This window comes from Rhizobium etli 8C-3, from assembly GCF_001908375.1.
Lineage (GTDB): Bacteria > Pseudomonadota > Alphaproteobacteria > Rhizobiales > Rhizobiaceae > Rhizobium > Rhizobium etli_B.
In genome coordinates this window covers 3,515,539-3,530,873 of record NZ_CP017241.1, presented here as the reverse complement: position 1 = coordinate 3,530,873, position 15,335 = coordinate 3,515,539, and the positions used below count along the sequence as shown (strand labels likewise).

At 60.7% G+C, this 15,335-nt stretch carries 15 protein-coding genes; 9 read left to right on the top strand and 6 right to left on the bottom strand.

Annotated features, from left to right (window positions below):
• Positions 1 to 33: 33 nt before the first annotated feature.
• The 5 genes from AM571_RS17540 to rpsU (AM571_RS17520) form a co-directional block, all read right to left on the bottom strand.
• A complete protein-coding gene (locus AM571_RS17540) occupies positions 34 to 513 on the bottom strand; it encodes a DUF992 domain-containing protein (RefSeq protein WP_074062501.1) in 480 nt (159 codons plus the stop codon).
• A 62-nt stretch (positions 514 to 575) separates the two neighbouring features.
• Positions 576 to 2,234, bottom strand: a complete 1,659-nt coding sequence (locus tag AM571_RS17535) for a sensor histidine kinase (RefSeq protein WP_074062500.1) — start codon at positions 2,232 to 2,234, stop codon at positions 576 to 578.
• A gap of 217 nt (positions 2,235 to 2,451) precedes the next feature.
• Entirely contained in the window at positions 2,452 to 3,516 is a 1,065-nt protein-coding gene (locus AM571_RS17530) for an NAD(P)/FAD-dependent oxidoreductase (RefSeq protein WP_074062499.1), read from the bottom strand.
• A gap of 27 nt (positions 3,517 to 3,543) precedes the next feature.
• Positions 3,544 to 4,410 (bottom strand): tetratricopeptide repeat protein, encoded by an 867-nt coding sequence (locus AM571_RS17525; RefSeq protein ID WP_074062498.1) that lies wholly within the window; start codon positions 4,408 to 4,410, stop codon positions 3,544 to 3,546.
• Positions 4,411 to 4,548: 138 nt separating this feature from the next.
• Positions 4,549 to 4,761, bottom strand: coding sequence for a 30S ribosomal protein S21 (gene rpsU / locus AM571_RS17520; protein ID WP_003585885.1), 213 nt, complete (start codon positions 4,759 to 4,761; stop codon positions 4,549 to 4,551).
• Positions 4,762 to 5,127: 366 nt separating this feature from the next.
• Between rpsU (AM571_RS17520) and AM571_RS17515 the strand changes: the two genes are divergently transcribed.
• The 5 genes from AM571_RS17515 (at position 5,128) to AM571_RS17495 (ending at position 8,659) form a co-directional block, all read left to right on the top strand.
• A complete protein-coding gene (locus tag AM571_RS17515) occupies positions 5,128 to 5,337 on the top strand; it encodes a cold-shock protein (protein WP_074062497.1) in 210 nt (69 codons plus the stop codon).
• 107 nt (positions 5,338 to 5,444) lie between these two features.
• Positions 5,445 to 5,747 (top strand): cold-shock protein, encoded by a 303-nt coding sequence (locus AM571_RS17510; RefSeq protein ID WP_074063328.1) that lies wholly within the window; start codon positions 5,445 to 5,447, stop codon positions 5,745 to 5,747.
• 51 nt (positions 5,748 to 5,798) lie between these two features.
• Positions 5,799 to 6,035 (top strand): 30S ribosomal protein S21, encoded by a 237-nt coding sequence (gene rpsU, locus AM571_RS17505; RefSeq protein WP_074063327.1) that lies wholly within the window; start codon positions 5,799 to 5,801, stop codon positions 6,033 to 6,035.
• 51 nt (positions 6,036 to 6,086) lie between these two features.
• Positions 6,087 to 6,317, top strand: a complete 231-nt coding sequence (locus AM571_RS17500) for a hypothetical protein (protein WP_074062496.1) — start codon at positions 6,087 to 6,089, stop codon at positions 6,315 to 6,317.
• Between the two features lie 170 nt (positions 6,318 to 6,487).
• A complete protein-coding gene (locus AM571_RS17495) occupies positions 6,488 to 8,659 on the top strand; it encodes a CHASE2 domain-containing protein (RefSeq protein WP_074062495.1) in 2,172 nt (723 codons plus the stop codon).
• Between the two features lie 4 nt (positions 8,660 to 8,663).
• Here AM571_RS17495 and AM571_RS17490 read toward each other — a convergent pair whose 3' ends face one another.
• Complete coding sequence (locus tag AM571_RS17490) at positions 8,664 to 9,707, bottom strand: FecR family protein (protein ID WP_074063326.1); 1,044 nt, start codon at positions 9,705 to 9,707, stop codon at positions 8,664 to 8,666.
• 245 nt (positions 9,708 to 9,952) lie between these two features.
• Between AM571_RS17490 and AM571_RS17485 the strand changes: the two genes are divergently transcribed.
• From AM571_RS17485 to AM571_RS17470, 4 genes are read left to right on the top strand one after another with little or no spacing between them, the layout of a single operon-like run.
• A complete protein-coding gene (locus tag AM571_RS17485) occupies positions 9,953 to 11,206 on the top strand; it encodes a sarcosine oxidase subunit beta family protein (protein WP_074062494.1) in 1,254 nt (417 codons plus the stop codon).
• A gap of 26 nt (positions 11,207 to 11,232) precedes the next feature.
• Positions 11,233 to 11,574, top strand: coding sequence for a sarcosine oxidase subunit delta (locus tag AM571_RS17480; RefSeq protein ID WP_074062493.1), 342 nt, complete (start codon positions 11,233 to 11,235; stop codon positions 11,572 to 11,574).
• Positions 11,571 to 14,564 (top strand): sarcosine oxidase subunit alpha, encoded by a 2,994-nt coding sequence (locus AM571_RS17475; protein ID WP_074062492.1) that lies wholly within the window; start codon positions 11,571 to 11,573, stop codon positions 14,562 to 14,564. The genes AM571_RS17480 and AM571_RS17475 overlap by 4 nt, the downstream gene beginning before the upstream one ends.
• Positions 14,557 to 15,105: a sarcosine oxidase subunit gamma gene (locus AM571_RS17470; protein WP_074062491.1), complete on the top strand. Its 549-nt coding sequence runs from the start codon at positions 14,557 to 14,559 to the stop codon at positions 15,103 to 15,105. The genes AM571_RS17475 and AM571_RS17470 overlap by 8 nt, the downstream gene beginning before the upstream one ends.
• Positions 15,106 to 15,335 lie beyond the last annotated feature (230 nt).

The window sequence follows — 15,335 nt, the reverse complement described above, 5'->3', positions numbered from 1 at the left end:
TGAGCGAGCCTTTTTCCGTCACCGCTGACCTTGTCAGGTAGCAGCGGGCGCCAGCGTCATTTTCTCCACGCCGATCGCGAGGTTGAGGCCCTCCTGGGCCTGCACGTTCAGCGGCTGCAGCATGAAAGCCTTGTTGGTGCCACCGGCGATCACCTTGGCGCCGGCACCCGCGCCAAGGCTGGCATCGGCGCCGATCCCATAGTATTCACCGGCAAGCGCAAATTCCGGAATGTTTGTTCCAGTCTTGGCAAGAACCTGCCAGATCATAACGCTTTTGCCCGTCTCGCCGATGTCGAGGCCAAATTTTTCGATCCTGCCAGCATAGACGGCTTTCGGGCCGCCTCCGGCAGGGGTGTAGGTGCAGATCAAATTCTTCTGCGACGTGACAATCAGCCCTTGACCGCCTTCCGATCCGCAGACCAGACGGCCGACGCTGATATAGTTTGCAGCGCCGGCCGGGCCTGCAAAGACTGCTGCCGCCGCCGTTGCTGCGATGATCATGTGCTTGAACATGGCCGTTTCTCCTTTCGGATGACCTATCGGAAACGAATTGATCCTTTTGATTGTTCCGGCCGTTATTCGCGCTCGAGCGCGCTGCGCGGTGCTGTCAGAGTCCAGATCAGGCCCTGCGGCAGATAGTCCACCTGAACCGTTCCGCGGAAGGCTGCTGCCGCATGCGTCTTGATAACGGTGGTTCCAAAGCCGGAGCGGGACGGTGTAGCGACCTTCGGACCGTTGCGTTCCTCCCAAACAAATCGCAGCATTGCCTCGGACTGATCCTCGACCCGGATATTTCCCCAGGATAAGGAGACGCGGCCATGCGGTACCGAAAGCGCACCGTATTTCACTGAATTGGTAGCCAGTTCATGCAACGTCAGGCCGAGGTTCTGGACCGCCTCCGGCTTGACCACAAAATCCTCTCCGGAAATCTCAAGCTGTTCTGCCGCCTGCGGAAAGGCCTGCAGGTGAATTTCGACGACCCGGCGGAGCGAGGCACCGGACCATTGCTCGCTTGTCAAGAGCTCGATCGAACGGACGAGCCCGTCGAGGCGATCGGAAACGGCTTTCTGGAAGCCTTCGACGCTGTCAGCCTGTTTGGCGAGCTGGCGCATCATTGCCTGGGCCAGCGTAAGCAGGTTCTTCGTTCGATGCACCAGCTCATGCATTATGAAATGCAGACGGTCTTCCGTCTGGCTGCGATCGAAAGAGGCATTGGAGAGCGCAACGGCGACCTGGTTCGCCTCGATGACACTGGTATCGATCGGCGAGACGATCTGGCCCTCGCCCATGCGCTTGGCCATGTCGGCTATGTCGCGTATCGTCGTGCGCACCTGCCGCGCCACGGCATAAGCGGCGAGCACGGCGACCAGGAGCAATGCGATGCCGCCGACGATCAGGAAACGCCATGTCGTGAGGATCGATGCCTGGGCCGTGGCAACCGGTCCCCAGACCACCGTTTTCCAGGACCAGCCGGGAATTTGGGCATAGCCCAGGAGCTGATTCGGCAGAATATCCTTGTCTTCGAAGACGCCGCGCGAAGCGACAAGCGACGGCAGGATGCGGGTGTCGAATGGCGTTCCAGGGGCTAAGCTTGCCATGCCGCTCGAAGCCACCACATGGCCTCCCTGATCGATCACCGCAGCAGACCAACCCGACGCAAGACCTTCGGTCGTGACAAGTCTGGCGAGGTCTTTGGCGTTCTGGGTGGCGATCAGGGCCGCAACATGACCTGCATCCAGTGGCATCGTGACATTGTAGACCCACTCGCCGCTGATCGTTCCCTTGAAGACGTCGGATGCTTCGATACGGCCGGACTTGATGGCCGATTCCATTGCCGGGATATTGGCTGTCTTGCTAAGCGGCGTGCCGAAATCACGGCGCGTGTTCAGCAGCTGCTGGCCGCTACGGTCGACGGCGATCACGTAGAGCGTATCGCCGCGCAGGGCCGTTTCGGTCCGCCCATGAAACGAAGCGAAATCGTTGTTCTCGAGTTCCGGCGAGGTCGAGAGCAGACGAAGCGTCGTCGCCATGTCCTGCAATTGCCGGTCAATGGAGCGAGAAAGGCTCAGCGCGTCTTGCGCCGTCTCGCGCCGCAGCGTCGTCCGCTGATTGTCCTCGAGCTGCAGAAGCAGGAGTGTGACGAATGCAAAGATCGGCACGGCGATCGAGACCGCCATGGCAACCAGATAGGTGCCAATCGAAGCTTTGGGAAACAGCCGCGTGCGCAGACTCATCGGAATATTCTTTGCAGCCTTTCGAGGGCGAATTGCCCGGCTTGATTTTCGCAAACAGTTACGAAAGCAAAAAACTGCATCGCCGTCAGTGCCCTCAATGCGTTCGATTCCCGATAGCCTGCTATCGAAGCACGGATATGTTAGGGGTACGGGAAAGTGGTTGCAACACACTAAAACATGCTGACGGAAGAATTGTAATGGTCATACAAATATGCCGTCAGGCGAACCGGGAAAGGCGAAATGGCTCGAGGCTTTCGTCAGTTGCGCCTGACAGAATTTCGTTTGCCGCCAGCATGCCGACCAACGGAGCAAGCGTCACGCCGGAATGCATCACTGCGATGTAAAGACCGCCGATGCCGCAATCGCCGATGATCGGGAAGCCGTCTTGCGGTGTCGGGCGATATCCGACAGTGAGGAAATCCATCGTCAGGGCCTCGGTTTCTAAAAGGCTGGCTTTGACCTTTGCAAACAGAGCTGCCGCGGTCGCCTTTCGGTCTTCGCCCGGATCGCTGCCGGCGAAGTCGCTGCCCGCGATGATGCGCCCTTCTGTCGTCTGGCGCATATGCAGTTCCCTCGCAATCACCAGGCCGTTCAGCCGTTTTTCGAACGGGCGGGAGTGAACGATCAAGCCGGGAGGCGCTTCGACCGGCAGCGTGATGCCGGCTGACGCGGCTATGGGAACGGATCCTGCGCCGCAAGCCAGGACGACATGGTCCGCATCGATCAGGCCTTGCGACGTCACGACGCCGGCAATGTGATCTCCGCTACGGATGAGGCTGCCAACGGCAGCGCCGATGAATTTCGCCCCCCGCGCCTCGGCATCCGCCAGCATCATGCGCGCGGCTGCAACCGGCTCGACTGCGCCTTCCTCGGCGACAGCGAGGGCGAAATCGGGTGCATTTTCGAGATAGGGTTCGCGGCGGGAGATCTCACTGCGCTCGATGCGGCTTACTCCGTAACCCCAGCCGCCGTGCTCCTTCGCGAAAGCTTCGAGTTGATCACGGGGCAGATCCCAGCAGATGCCGCCGCACCAGGAAAGCGGCATGCCCGGAAGCTCGGCAGCGAGCCGCTTCCACTGCGCCATCGAGCGGCGCCGGAAACGAAAGTAGAATTCGGGGTTACCCCAGCTGGCATTGATCCAAGCGAAGGAGTTGGGTGTTGCGACGCCGCCGGTTTCTTCGGCAACGACCGTCACAGCTGCACCGGCCTTCGCCAAATGCCAGGCGATCGAGGCGCCTATGATACCGGCGCCGACGACGATCACATGCCGTTTCGCCGCCATCGCTGTTTCCTCCGTGATCTGCAGGTATTAGCCGCTGGTTGCAGCGCCGACCCGGGCAAGGCCATCGCGGGCCGGCTGGTATTTCGGGTCCAGGCCGATTGCGTGGCGATAGGAACGTGCCGCCTTGTCCTTGTCGCCGCGGCGCTCATAGACGAGCGCCTGATTGGCCCAGGATTCGGCAATGTTGCCGTTGAGCTCTATTGCATGGTTGAAGTCGGCGAAGGCATTGTCGTCGTCGTTCAGCGCGATATAGGAAATGCCGCGACCGTTATAGGGCTCGGGCGAATTCGGTGACAGCGAGATCGCCTTGGAGAAATCGTCGATCGCCTTGTCCTGCTGATTGCGCTTCTGGAAAATCAGGCCGCGATTGTGATAAGCGCGGCCATCGGTCGTGCCGAGCTGGATCGCGCGGGCGAAATCGTTGAATGCCGCATCGTCCTGGTTGGCCTGGCGATAGACGTTGCCGCGGCCGATATAGGCGACGTCGTAGCTCGGGTTGATCTGCAGCGCGGAGTTGTAGTCGGCGATCGCCTGTTGCTGCTGGCCCATGTTGCGATAGACGAGCGCGCGGTTGGCATAGGCCTGGTAAAAGCGCGGATTGATCTGCAGGGCGCTATTGAAGTCGTTCAGCGCGGCCTTGAACTGACCGGCACGGCCGTAGGCCGAGCCTCGGACGTTATATCCTTCCGGATCACGCGGATTGGCATTGATCACCGAAGTCAGCGAGGCAATGTTTTCTTCCGAACCCTGAGCCTTGTCGAGGCGGATCACAGCATCGGAGGTGTTGTCGGTCTGGCAACCGGCAAGGCCGATGGCCGCAAGGATTGCGAGCACCGGCAGCGTCGCTTTCGCCGCGCGCAAGGACCGGTGCGAGGTGAACAAGAAATCAGCCATTCGTGCGCTTTCCCCCTGCGTCATATCCGGGGGCGATCGGATATACGCTCTTCAGCAGCAAAAACAAAAAGGCGGCGGCGACACGTAATCGCCCCCGCCAACATGCATCTGAAAACGTCGAAATAACGACGGTACCGCTTAGCGTGCGACCAGACCTTCACGCTGTGCCCGCTTGCGAGCCAGCTTGCGGACGCGGCGAACAGCCTCGGCCTTCTCGCGGGCGCGCTTCTGCGACGGCTTCTCGTAGTAGTCGCGCATCTTCATTTCGCGGAAAATGCCTTCGCGCTGCATCTTCTTCTTGAGAGCGCGGAGAGCCTGATCGACATTGTTATCGCGGACGAGTACCTGCACGAGAATCACGTTCCTTTGGTTTTGGTTGACACCAGCGGCGGCACAGCGCCAGGGCAAAATTATACGGTTCGCGCGGCCGGAGCCTTGCGATTGGTGAAGCGGGATAACAGATAGAAGGCACGAAGTCCAGACTGATATGGCGTTCTGCCGAAAAAATGGCGCATTAGCCTTGTGCCGGCTTGGCCGATACGGCCTCCAGAAACGTATTTGCTATTGCGGTATGCAGAAATACCCCTATATATGAGCCTATCGAATATTGCTTGTGACCTTTGTCACGCGCTGAGCGCTCTGTCAGATTTCCTCTCAACTCTCGATAAGAACCGGTGAATATTTCCCGGCAGTGCAGCGATTGAAAGGAGATCGTTCATGAATTCAGGCACAGTTAAGTGGTTCAATAGCGCCAAGGGCTTTGGCTTTATTCAGCCGGACGACGGTTCGACCGACGTATTTGTTCACATTTCCGCCGTGGAGCGCGCCGGCATGGGCGCGTTGTCCGACGGGCAGAAGCTACGCTACGATCTTGTCCGGGACAAAAAGTCCGGCAAGAACGCCGCGGACAATCTCCAGGCCGCGTGATTTGTCATTTGCCACGACTGACCATGGATGGTCTGACAGCAGGCTGAGTGACGGGAAGAGGTCGGGTGAAGCGCCCGGCCTTTTTGACATTTGAAAGAGCACCCGTGATGCCAAGGCCCAATTATAAGGCAAAGCCGACCTATAAAATCGGGGATTTTGTCGTGCTGAAATCCGGTCTCACCCGAACGGCCGCTGCCGACAGGCGATGCAAGGTCGTCGGCGTCCTGCCGAACGACCATGGACATGTGCAGTACCGTGTTCGGTTCGAGGCCGAAAACTTCGAGCGCAGGATAACATCGCTCGATATCGACGCGACCGAATCCCCGCCGCGGATTTCCGGCGCTCAGGTAGTCCAAACTTCCAATGCCGAGCCTTGGCTGAAGACGTCCAGCATCAAGGTTCGAAAGTAACGCCTTCCCTCATTAACGATACGGCATGCATTGCCGCGAAAGGATAAGATTTTGCAGGTTCTCGTCAGGGACAACAATGTCGACCAGGCTCTTCGCGTTCTCAAGAAGAAGATGCAGCGCGAAGGTCTTTTTCGCGAAATGAAGGCGCGCAGCGCCTACGAAAAGCCATCGGAGAAGCGCGCCCGCGAAAAGGGCGAAGCTATCCGCCGTCAGCGGAAACTCGCGCGCAAGAAGATGCAGCGCGAAGGCCTGCTGCCGATGCCCAAGAAGGCCGTAAATACCCGTTGAATGCCGCTTGAGAGCGTGGTTTCCAATCGCGAATCATCCAAGGAAAAGTGAATGACTGCCACAAAGGACGCATTCTTCAACGCCACGAAGATGTCGGCCCGCGACAAGGCGGAAGCCACGGATCACACGGCGCGGGCGATCATTGCAGACGAAGCAAAACTGCGTGATAAAAAGACGGAGAAGCTGAAAGCCCTCCGTCTGCAGCGGCAGGCAGAAGCCGAGCCTGAACTTCCGGCCCCGAAAAGGAAGCGCAAGGGTTCAGCCAAATCGGCCGGCCAATAGGTCGAGTGCACGAGGCGCACCCTCTTTCCGGCCGCTAGTTTCCAGGCGCTCGACACAATCTCCCTTTATGCTGCGCGCCGGTCCTGCGACAGGATGGCGTTCGGCGCCAAAGCGGCGTAGCCTTTCTTCGCTGCTCAGCGACGTGCAGCTTAGGGGGCGCCATCGGGTTCATGACACGCGCGCAGCAAATCGGCGTCATCATCGGCTTGGCGATTGTTGCCGTGCTCACGCTGCTGCGGGCCAGCGATCCACAGCTGCTGCGATCGATCCGCGACGTGACCTTTGACGAATACCAGCGCGTATCGCCGCGGCCCTTCGAAGAGCTGCCTGTTCGGGTGATCGATATTGACGAGGCATCGCTGCGCGAATTCGGCCAGTGGCCGTGGCCAAGAGACAGGCTGGCTATGCTCGTCGACAGGCTGTCCGGGATGGGTGCGGCGGCGATCGCCTTCGACATCCTCTTTGCCGAACCGGACCGGCTTTCGCCCCGTACCGTCGTCGGTACCGTGCCCGGAATCGATCCGGCGCTGCTGTCGCAATTGCCCGACAATGACGAGATTTTCGCCGATTCTGTTGCCGATAAGCCTGTCGTGCTCGGGTTCGGCCTGACCAACGAGGGAACCTATCGCCCGTCCGTCAAGGCAGGCTTTGCCTTTACCGGCGAGAGTCCCGTCGGCGCACCCCCACATTTCAATGCTGCAACGCCTTTACGTCCGCGCCTAGAAGCGAACGCCGCCGGCATCGGTCACATCAGCCTCAATCCGGGCAGCTCTTCGTCAGTGGTGCGGGCAGTTCCGCTGTTCCTGACGGATGGGGAGCAGCTTTATCCGAATCTGGCGCTTGAGGCACTGCGTGTTGCCCAGGGTGTCTCGACCTATGTGCTGGCAGGCGCTCCGGATGCGGCAGGCGTCATGACCTCAGTCAAGACAGGCGATTTTGTCGTCCCCGTGACGGCGGCCGGCGAGCTATGGCTCTATGTCAGCCCCGATCATGCAGACAGATATGTTTCCGCGCGGCATGTGCTTGCACAAAACGGTGCATCGACTGAAGTCAGCGCGGCGATAAACGGAAGTATCGTCTTTGTCGGCACATCGGCCGCGGGGCTGCAGGACATCCGTGTCACGGCGCTTGGGGAGAATGTGCCGGGGGTCTCGCTGCACGCACAGACCGTCGAGCAGATTTTAAACGGCCGCTATCTGTCGCGGCCGGATTGGGCGGATGGCCTGGAGATATTCGCCATCGCCGTGCTCGGCGGCCTGTTGGTGATATTGACGACCTTCGTCAGCCCGGCGGTGGCCCTGTTCTGTGGTTTGGCGATTACCGCACTTGCTGTTGTCGCCTCATGGCTCTGCTTTTCCTATGCCGGGCTTCTTTTCGATCCGCTGGCTCCGATCATCAGCGGATCAGTGACCCATTTCGCAGCCACGTCGTTTCGCATCCTGGTGATCGACCGGGAAAGGCGCGAGGTTCGCCGCGCCTTCGGACAGTATCTGTCACCATCGCTTCTCTATCGTATCGAGCATACGCGCGACGCACTGCGCCTTGGCGGCGACGACCGGGAGCTGACGGTCATGTTCGTCGACGTGCGCCATTTCACCGAAATCAGTGAGCGGCTGCCGCCGACGGCCGTCGTCGGATTCCTGAACACCCTGCTCGACGCGCTAAGCCGCCATGTCGTCGCCAACGAGGGCACGCTCGACAAGTTCATCGGCGATTCGATCATGGCCTTCTGGAATGCGCCGGTCGATGTTGCCGATCACGAGACGAAGGCGGTTCGCGCCGCTCTGGCCATGCGGGAAACGCTTGCCGAGCTCAATGCTGCCGATGCCTTCGGCTTTGGCAAGGATCAGCCGGTGGGCATCGGTATCGGTATCCATACCGGCATTGCCTGTGTTGGAAATATGGGAGCCGAGGCGCGTTTCAATTACTCGGCCGTCGGCGATGCCGTGAACGTTGCTGCGCGGATCGAATCCTCTTGCAAGGAAGTCGGCTTCGATATTCTGATTTCGGAGGACACGGCACGGCTGCAGCCAGGTGCAGCGCTGCTTGAGGCGGGTACCATCGGTCTAAAGGGAAAGACCAGCCGTACGCGCCTGTTCGCCGTCGTCGGCGATGAGCGCGTGCGACAATCGGCCGAGTTCAACGAGCTGCGGCAGCTCCACAATCAGCTTACCGAGGCATTTCGCTCGCGCTCGCCCGACACGCGCAGGATCGTCAGTGCCATCAGATTGAAGACGAAAATGATCACTCCCGGGCTTGCGGAATTCTATCGCCGGATTTCCCGCAGGGCCGATCATTTCCGGGATGAACCGATTTCTGAGGAAGCGCGTCCCGCAGGATGACGTATCAGCGATGGCGGCTCCGGTCGCCGCGACCCTTGTCGCGGTTCCTGCCATGATGATTGTCGACCTTGTCGCCACGTTTGTCATGATCTCCACGGTAATGATCATGTGATCCACGCGGTCCATCAGGATGGCTCGGCTTGTCCGGGTGGCTCGGCTTGTCCGGGTGGCTCGGCTTGTCCGGGTGGTTCGGCTTGTCCGGATGGTGCGGCTTGTCCGGATGGCTCGGCTTGTCCGGATGGTGCGGCTTGTCCGGATGATGCGGCTTCTCCGGGTGGGGCTTGCGGGGTTCGCGGGGCTTTTCGGGCTCTGGTTCCGGTTTCGGTGCTCGAGGCGGAGCGCTCGGTGCCTGTCGCAGGGGCGCGTCTGGCCGCTGCAGTGCCGCCGACAATCCGCAACCGCCGCCCATCATGCCGGAAAGCGACTGACTGCCGGAAAGGAACGGGAGGGCGCGTGGCGTCCCCAGTCTTCGAAGGACGCCCTGGTTTACGCGCGCCACATCCGTCATGTCGCCGTTGGGTGTCGCAACGACACAATCGCAACGACGTGTCAGTTGCCGGCAGCCGCCCGGGCCGCAAAACTGGGCGGCGCCATTCAGCATGACGACGGCCGTCGTTCCATCCGGGCCGACATAGAAATCGAAGGCGGTGCCACGCACCCCGATCGTGCCCGCAGGAGTCAGGATCTGGTAGGCGGACGATTTCGAACTGCCGCTGATCCAGCGAAAAGTTCCCTTCGCTGCGCGGATGCTCAGCCTTTTCACCGATTGCGAGTCGTCGAAGATGTATTTGTCGATGACGACAGATGAACCCCAGCCAACCGCAAGCTTGGTGCCGTCACGGAAAAGAAACTGGCCGAGGCCGGATCGCGATGTACGAATGCGCTCGTCGCGGTGGACTGCTGAATTTACGGTCAGCGGTCCCGTTTGACCGGTTACTTCCGTCTTGATGTGGACCGCCTGGCCAACCTGCTCAGCTGCGAAGGCCGGCATGGAGCTAAAAAGCACCGCGCTGAGCACGGTGGCTGTGGCAAGACGCAGATACGACATGGGAATACCCCTGAGCATAGGAATATTAGCATGTATTTTTGCGCCTCGTCTTCCTGCCCTCTTGGGCTAGTCGGACTAATCCGGTGCGCGGGGGCATGCAGTAACCTCGGTGTGATCAGCACTTGTTCGACCCATGTCAAACAAAAGCCCGTTCGCGTCGCAAAAGAAACGTTGTGCCGCATTTCGATTTGCGATTTGTATGGCCACACCAAGAAAATGCCTTTCCCTGAAGGAGATGAAGGCGGATGCGGAAATACTCGGTTTTTGCCGTGGCACGGGAAGCGCTCAGAGGCCACAAGGGCTGGGAGAGGCAGTGGACTTCGCCGGAGCCGCGTGCGCAATACGACGTCATTATTATCGGCGGCGGCGGGCATGGTCTGGGAGCAGCCTACTACCTTGCCAAGGAGCACGGCATTACCAACGTGGCGGTGTTGGAAAAAGGTTGGCTCGGCGGTGGCAACACCGGCCGTAACACCACCATCATCCGCTCCAACTATCTCTATGAAGAGAGCATGCACATCTACGAGCATTCGATGAAGCTTTGGGAGAACCTGTCGCAGGATCTCAACTACAATGTGATGTATTCGCCGCGCGGCGTGATGATGCTCTCGCACAACATCCACGATCAGCAGTCCTTCAAGCGGCATATCCATGCCAACCGCCTCTATGGCATCGATAACGAATGGCTGACGCCGGAGCAGGCGAAGGCCTATTGCCCTCCGCTTGATATTTCGGCAACGGCGCGTTACCCGATCAACGGCGCCGCCTTGCAGCGTCGCGGCGGTACGGCGCGCCATGATGCCGTCGCCTGGGGTTATGCCCGTGCAGCGTCGGATCGCGGCGTGCACATCATCCAGAATTGCGAAGTCACCGGCATCCGCCGCGGACCGGACGGGCGGGTGGTCGGCGTCGAAACCAATCGCGGCTTCATCGGCGCGAAGAAGGTCGGCGTCTCCGCGGCCGGCCACTCGACGACCGTAATGAAAATGGCCGACGTGCGCGTGCCGCTGCAATCGAGCCCGCTGCAGGCGCTGGTTTCCGAACCACTGAAGCCGATCTTTCCCTGTGTCGTCATGTCGAACACGGTGCATGCCTATATCTCGCAGTCCGACAAGGGCGAGCTCGTCATCGGCGCTGGCACGGACCAGTACAATTCCTATTCGCAGACAGGCGGCTTGCAGATCATCACACACACGCTTGATGCGATTTGCGAGCTCTTCCCGATGTTCCGCCGCGTGAAAATGATGCGCTCCTGGGGCGGCATCGTCGACAATACGCCGGACCGTTCGGCGATCCAGTCGAAGACGCCGGTTCCAGGACTCTATGTCAACTGCGGCTGGGGAACCGGCGGCTTCAAGGCGACGCCGGGTTCGGCAAATCTCTTTGCGTACCTGATCGCCCGCGACGAGCCGCACAAGTTCAATGCCGGGTTGACCCTGGAGCGCTTCCGCACCGGACGGCTCATCGACGAAGCGGCGGCCGCCGCCGTCGCGCACTGACCACGCAATTCCGACAAGGGAATCAAATGCTACTGATCTACTGCCCATACTGTCAGGAAGAGCGCTCCGAGCTCGAATTCCGTGGCGCTGGCGACGCGCATATTGCGCGGCCCCAACAAATCGCTTCGATCTCCGACGAGGAATTCGAGACATATTTCTTCCTGCGCGACAACCCGAAGGGTCTGATCTTCGAACGCTGGCGGCACATCCACGGCTGCGGCCGTTTCTTCAATGCGGCCCGCGACACCATCAGCGACAAATTCATCATGACCTACAAGGCAGGCGAGCCCAGGCCTGAAATTGGCGCTGCCAGCGTTCCGCACGCTCCCGTCGAAACCTATGAAGCGACGGAAGGAGAGGCGAAATGAGCGGCGCGAACCGAATTCCAGGCAAGGGACGCCTGACGCCGGCGAGAACCGCACGCTTCACTTTCGACGGCAAGAGCTATACCGCGCTCGAAGGCGACACCGTCGCTTCGGCCCTGATTGCCAACGGAGTGCATCTCGTCGGCCGCTCCTTCAAGTACCATCGGCCGCGCGGCATCCTTTCAGCCGGCGCGGAAGAGCCGAATGCGCTGATCGACGTTGCCCGCGACTTTGCGCGAAAGCAGCCGAACGTGCGCGCCACGGTTCAGGAAGTCTTCGACGGCATGACCGTCAAGTCGCAGAACCGCTTCCCGTCGCTTGCGTTTGACGTCGGTGGCATCAGCGATCTGCTTTCGCCGTTCTTTGCGGCTGGATTCTACTACAAGACCTTCATGTGGCCGAAGGCAGCCTGGAAACATGTCTATGAGCCACTCATCCGACGTTCCGCCGGTCTCGGCGTCGCGCCGACGGAAGGCGATCCTGATCACTACGCAAGCCGCTTTGCGCATTGCGACGTGCTCGTTGCCGGCGCGGGCGTTGCCGGTCTCTCCGCTGCCCTTGCCGCGGCCGAAGCGGGCGCCCGCGTCATCATCTGCGACGAACAGGCCGAATGCGGCGGTGCATTGCGTTTCGACTGTGGCGTGAAGATCGACGGCATCGAAGGCTACGTCTGGGCGCAGCAGACGGCTGCCAAGCTGAAGGCGATGGACAACGTGCAGGTTCTGACCCGCACCACGGCCTTCGGCTACTACAACCATAATTTCATCGCTCTTGCCGAGCGCGTGACCGATCATATCGCCAAGCCAGGCCGTGACCTGCCACGCGAGCGTCTCTGGCAGGTCCGCGCCAAGCGGGTGATCCTCGCCAGCGGCGCAATCGAGCGGCACATGGTATTCCCAAACAACGACCGTCCGGGCATCATGCTGGCGTCTGCCGCGCGCATGTACCTCAACCATTACGGCGTCGCCGTCGGAGCCAAGGTTGGTGTCTACACTGCCCATGACTCGGCCTATGAAGCCGCTTTCGACCTGAAGCGTGCCGGCGTGGCAATCGCTGCCATCGTCGATTGCCGCCAGACGCCGGGAGCTGCAGTTCTTGCCCAAGCGCGGTCGCTCGGCATCGAGGTGCTGGCCGGACAATCGGTCATCCAAACCTCGGGCAAGCTCCGCGTCTCATCGATGACCGTTGCCCGCAACGGCGCAGGCTCGCCGCGCAAGATTGCGATCGACTCATTGCTGGTTTCGGCCGGCTGGACGCCGTCGGTGCACCTTTTCTCGCAGTCGCGCGGCAAGGTGAAGTTCGAGCCGGAAAGCCAGCGCTTCCTGCCCGGGACCTATGCACAGGACTGCCTTTCGGTCGGTGCCTGCAACGGCACGGACGGCCTGCAACAGACGATCGAAGAGTCTCTTGCGGCCGGCGAGCTGATGGCGCAAGCCGTCGGAAAATCAGGCGGTGGCAAGATCAGCATCTCGGCCGAGCAGCCCTATGACTGGACCGGAGGCATGATCGGAGCTGCCGAAGGTGCAGGCCCCAAGACGAGCGCCAAGGCCTTCATCGACTTCCAGCACGATGTCTGCGCCAAGGACATCCGCCTTGCGGTGCGCGAAGGCATGCACTCGATCGAGCACATCAAGCGCTTCACGACCAACGGCATGGCCTCCGACCAAGGCAAGCTCTCCAACATGCACGGTCTGGCGATCGCCGCCGAAATGCTCGGCAAGGAAATCCCGCAGGTAGGCCTCACGACCTTCCGTGCGCCCTATACACCGGTCACATATGGCACGCTGATCAGCCATTCGCGCGGCGAGCTCTTCGATCCGGCGCGCAAGACGCCGATGCATCAGTGGGAAGAGGCGCACGGCGCTGTTTTCGAAGACGTCGGCAACTGGAAGCGTGCCTGGTTCTATCCGCGCGCCGGCGAGACCATGCATCAGTCGGTTGCCCGCGAATGCAAAACGGCTCGCGACGTCGCAGGCGTTTTTGATGCCTCGACGCTCGGCAAGATCGAAGTCGTCGGCCCGGATGCGGCCGAATTCATGAACCTGATGTACACCAATGCCTGGGACACGCTGAAACCGGGAAAATGCCGCTATGGCATCATGACCCGCGAAGACGGCTTCGTGTACGACGACGGCGTTGTCGGGCGCCTGAGCGAGGACCGTTTCCATGTCACGACGACGACAGGCGGGGCGCCGCGCGTCCTTCATCACATGGAAGACTATCTGCAGACGGAGTTCCCGCACCTGAACGTGTGGCTGACCTCCGTTACCGAGCAATGGGCTGTGATTGCCGTGCAGGGTCCGAAGGCGCGCGAGATCGTCGCGCCGCTCGTTGAGGGGCTCGATATTTCCAACGAGGCCTTCGCGCATATGAGCGTTGGCGAGTGCAAGGTCTGCGGCGTGCCTGCGCGCCTCTTCAGGGTGTCGTTCACCGGCGAAGTCGGGTTCGAAATCAATGTTCCGGCCGATTTCGGCCAATCGGTGCTTGAAGCTGTCTGGGCGAATGCCGAGCCGCTCGGCGCCTGCGTCTACGGCACAGAGACGATGCACGTTCTTCGCGCCGAAAAGGGCTATATCATCGTCGGACAGGATACGGACGGCACGGTTACGCCGGATGACGCAGGTCTTGCCTGGGCCGTTTCCAAGAAGAAGACGGATTTTGTCGGCATTCGCGGGCTGAAGCGTCCCGATCTCGTCAGGGAAGGCCGCAAGCAGCTTGTCGGTCTTGTCACGAAGGATGAAAAGCTGGTGCTCGAAGAGGGCGCACAGATCGTCGCCAGTCCGAACGAGCCGAAGCCCATGACCATGCTTGGTCATGTGACCTCGTCTTACTGGTCGGAAAACCTCGGCAAGTCGATCGCCTTCGCGCTGGTCGCCGGCGGCAGGGCGCGCATCGGCGAGACCCTCTATGTGCCGATGCCGGACAAGACCATTGCCGTCGAAGTGACGGACATGGTGTTCTTTGACAAGGAAGGAGGCCGGATCAATGGTTGATGTGGCAATTCGCAAATTCGCTCTTTCCGGCAACCACGCCGGATCTGCCACTGTGCGACTGACACCTGCGCCTGCGGCGAGCCGGGTGGCGCTGCGGGCGCCTGCAGGTTCGCTCAAGGCTCTTTCATCGGCTCTCGGCGTCAAGGTCCCGGATGCGCCGAAGACGTCGGGCCGCCAGGGCGGACGCTCGGTGCTCTGGCTCGGCCCCGACGAATGGCTGGTGCTCGATGAAGACGGCGCAGATTTGATGGCCATGTGCTCAGGTGTCAGCCTCCTTCATTCGGCAACAGACGTCTCCCATCGCAATGTCGGCATCATCGTCTCCGGCCCCGGCGCCGAAGCCACGCTTTCGGCAGGCTGCCCGCAGGACCTGTCGATCGGCACATTTCCGGTCGGCGCCTGCTCGCGCACGCTGTTCGGCAAGGCGGAAGTCGTGATCTTCCGCACCGAGGACGATACGTTCCGGATAGAATGCTGGCGGTCGTTTTCCGATTATGTCTTCGGTCTGCTGGCCGAGGCGGCAGTCGACGCGGGGCACTGACGGGCTGACCGTGAAATTGCCCGAGAGCGGCGTGGAAATGGACCGGATAGCGGGGGGCGTGTCCTATCGGCCGACATCGTGCCCGTGCCTTCGTCAGGAGCAGGCCCAGTTCTGCAAGTGCGCTTTCCTGCGGTTCGGAAAATTCACCGGCTGGCTCTTGGAAAGACCAAAGCATAACGCGGCAACGCCGAATTGGCCTGTGGTTTACAAGCCAGCGGCGGTTTCAAGGA

Excerpts from the sequence above, each read along its gene's own strand:
- AM571_RS17540 (WP_074062501.1), bottom strand. The coding sequence starts at position 513 with ATGTTCAAGCACATGATCATCGCAGCAACGGCGGCGGCAGCAGTCTTT.
- AM571_RS17535 (WP_074062500.1), bottom strand. The coding sequence starts at position 2,234 with ATGAGTCTGCGCACGCGGCTGTTTCCCAAAGCTTCGATTGGCACCTAT.
- AM571_RS17530 (WP_074062499.1), bottom strand. The coding sequence starts at position 3,516 with ATGGCGGCGAAACGGCATGTGATCGTCGTCGGCGCCGGTATCATAGGC.
- AM571_RS17525 (WP_074062498.1), bottom strand. The coding sequence starts at position 4,410 with ATGGCTGATTTCTTGTTCACCTCGCACCGGTCCTTGCGCGCGGCGAAA.
- AM571_RS17515 (WP_074062497.1), top strand. The coding sequence starts at position 5,128 with ATGAATTCAGGCACAGTTAAGTGGTTCAATAGCGCCAAGGGCTTTGGC.
- AM571_RS17510 (WP_074063328.1), top strand. The coding sequence starts at position 5,445 with ATGCCAAGGCCCAATTATAAGGCAAAGCCGACCTATAAAATCGGGGAT.
- AM571_RS17500 (WP_074062496.1), top strand. The coding sequence starts at position 6,087 with ATGACTGCCACAAAGGACGCATTCTTCAACGCCACGAAGATGTCGGCC.
- AM571_RS17495 (WP_074062495.1), top strand. The coding sequence starts at position 6,488 with ATGACACGCGCGCAGCAAATCGGCGTCATCATCGGCTTGGCGATTGTT.
- AM571_RS17490 (WP_074063326.1), bottom strand. The coding sequence starts at position 9,707 with ATGTCGTATCTGCGTCTTGCCACAGCCACCGTGCTCAGCGCGGTGCTT.
- AM571_RS17485 (WP_074062494.1), top strand. The coding sequence starts at position 9,953 with ATGCGGAAATACTCGGTTTTTGCCGTGGCACGGGAAGCGCTCAGAGGC.
- AM571_RS17480 (WP_074062493.1), top strand. The coding sequence starts at position 11,233 with ATGCTACTGATCTACTGCCCATACTGTCAGGAAGAGCGCTCCGAGCTC.
- AM571_RS17475 (WP_074062492.1), top strand. The coding sequence starts at position 11,571 with ATGAGCGGCGCGAACCGAATTCCAGGCAAGGGACGCCTGACGCCGGCG.
- AM571_RS17470 (WP_074062491.1), top strand. The coding sequence starts at position 14,557 with ATGGTTGATGTGGCAATTCGCAAATTCGCTCTTTCCGGCAACCACGCC.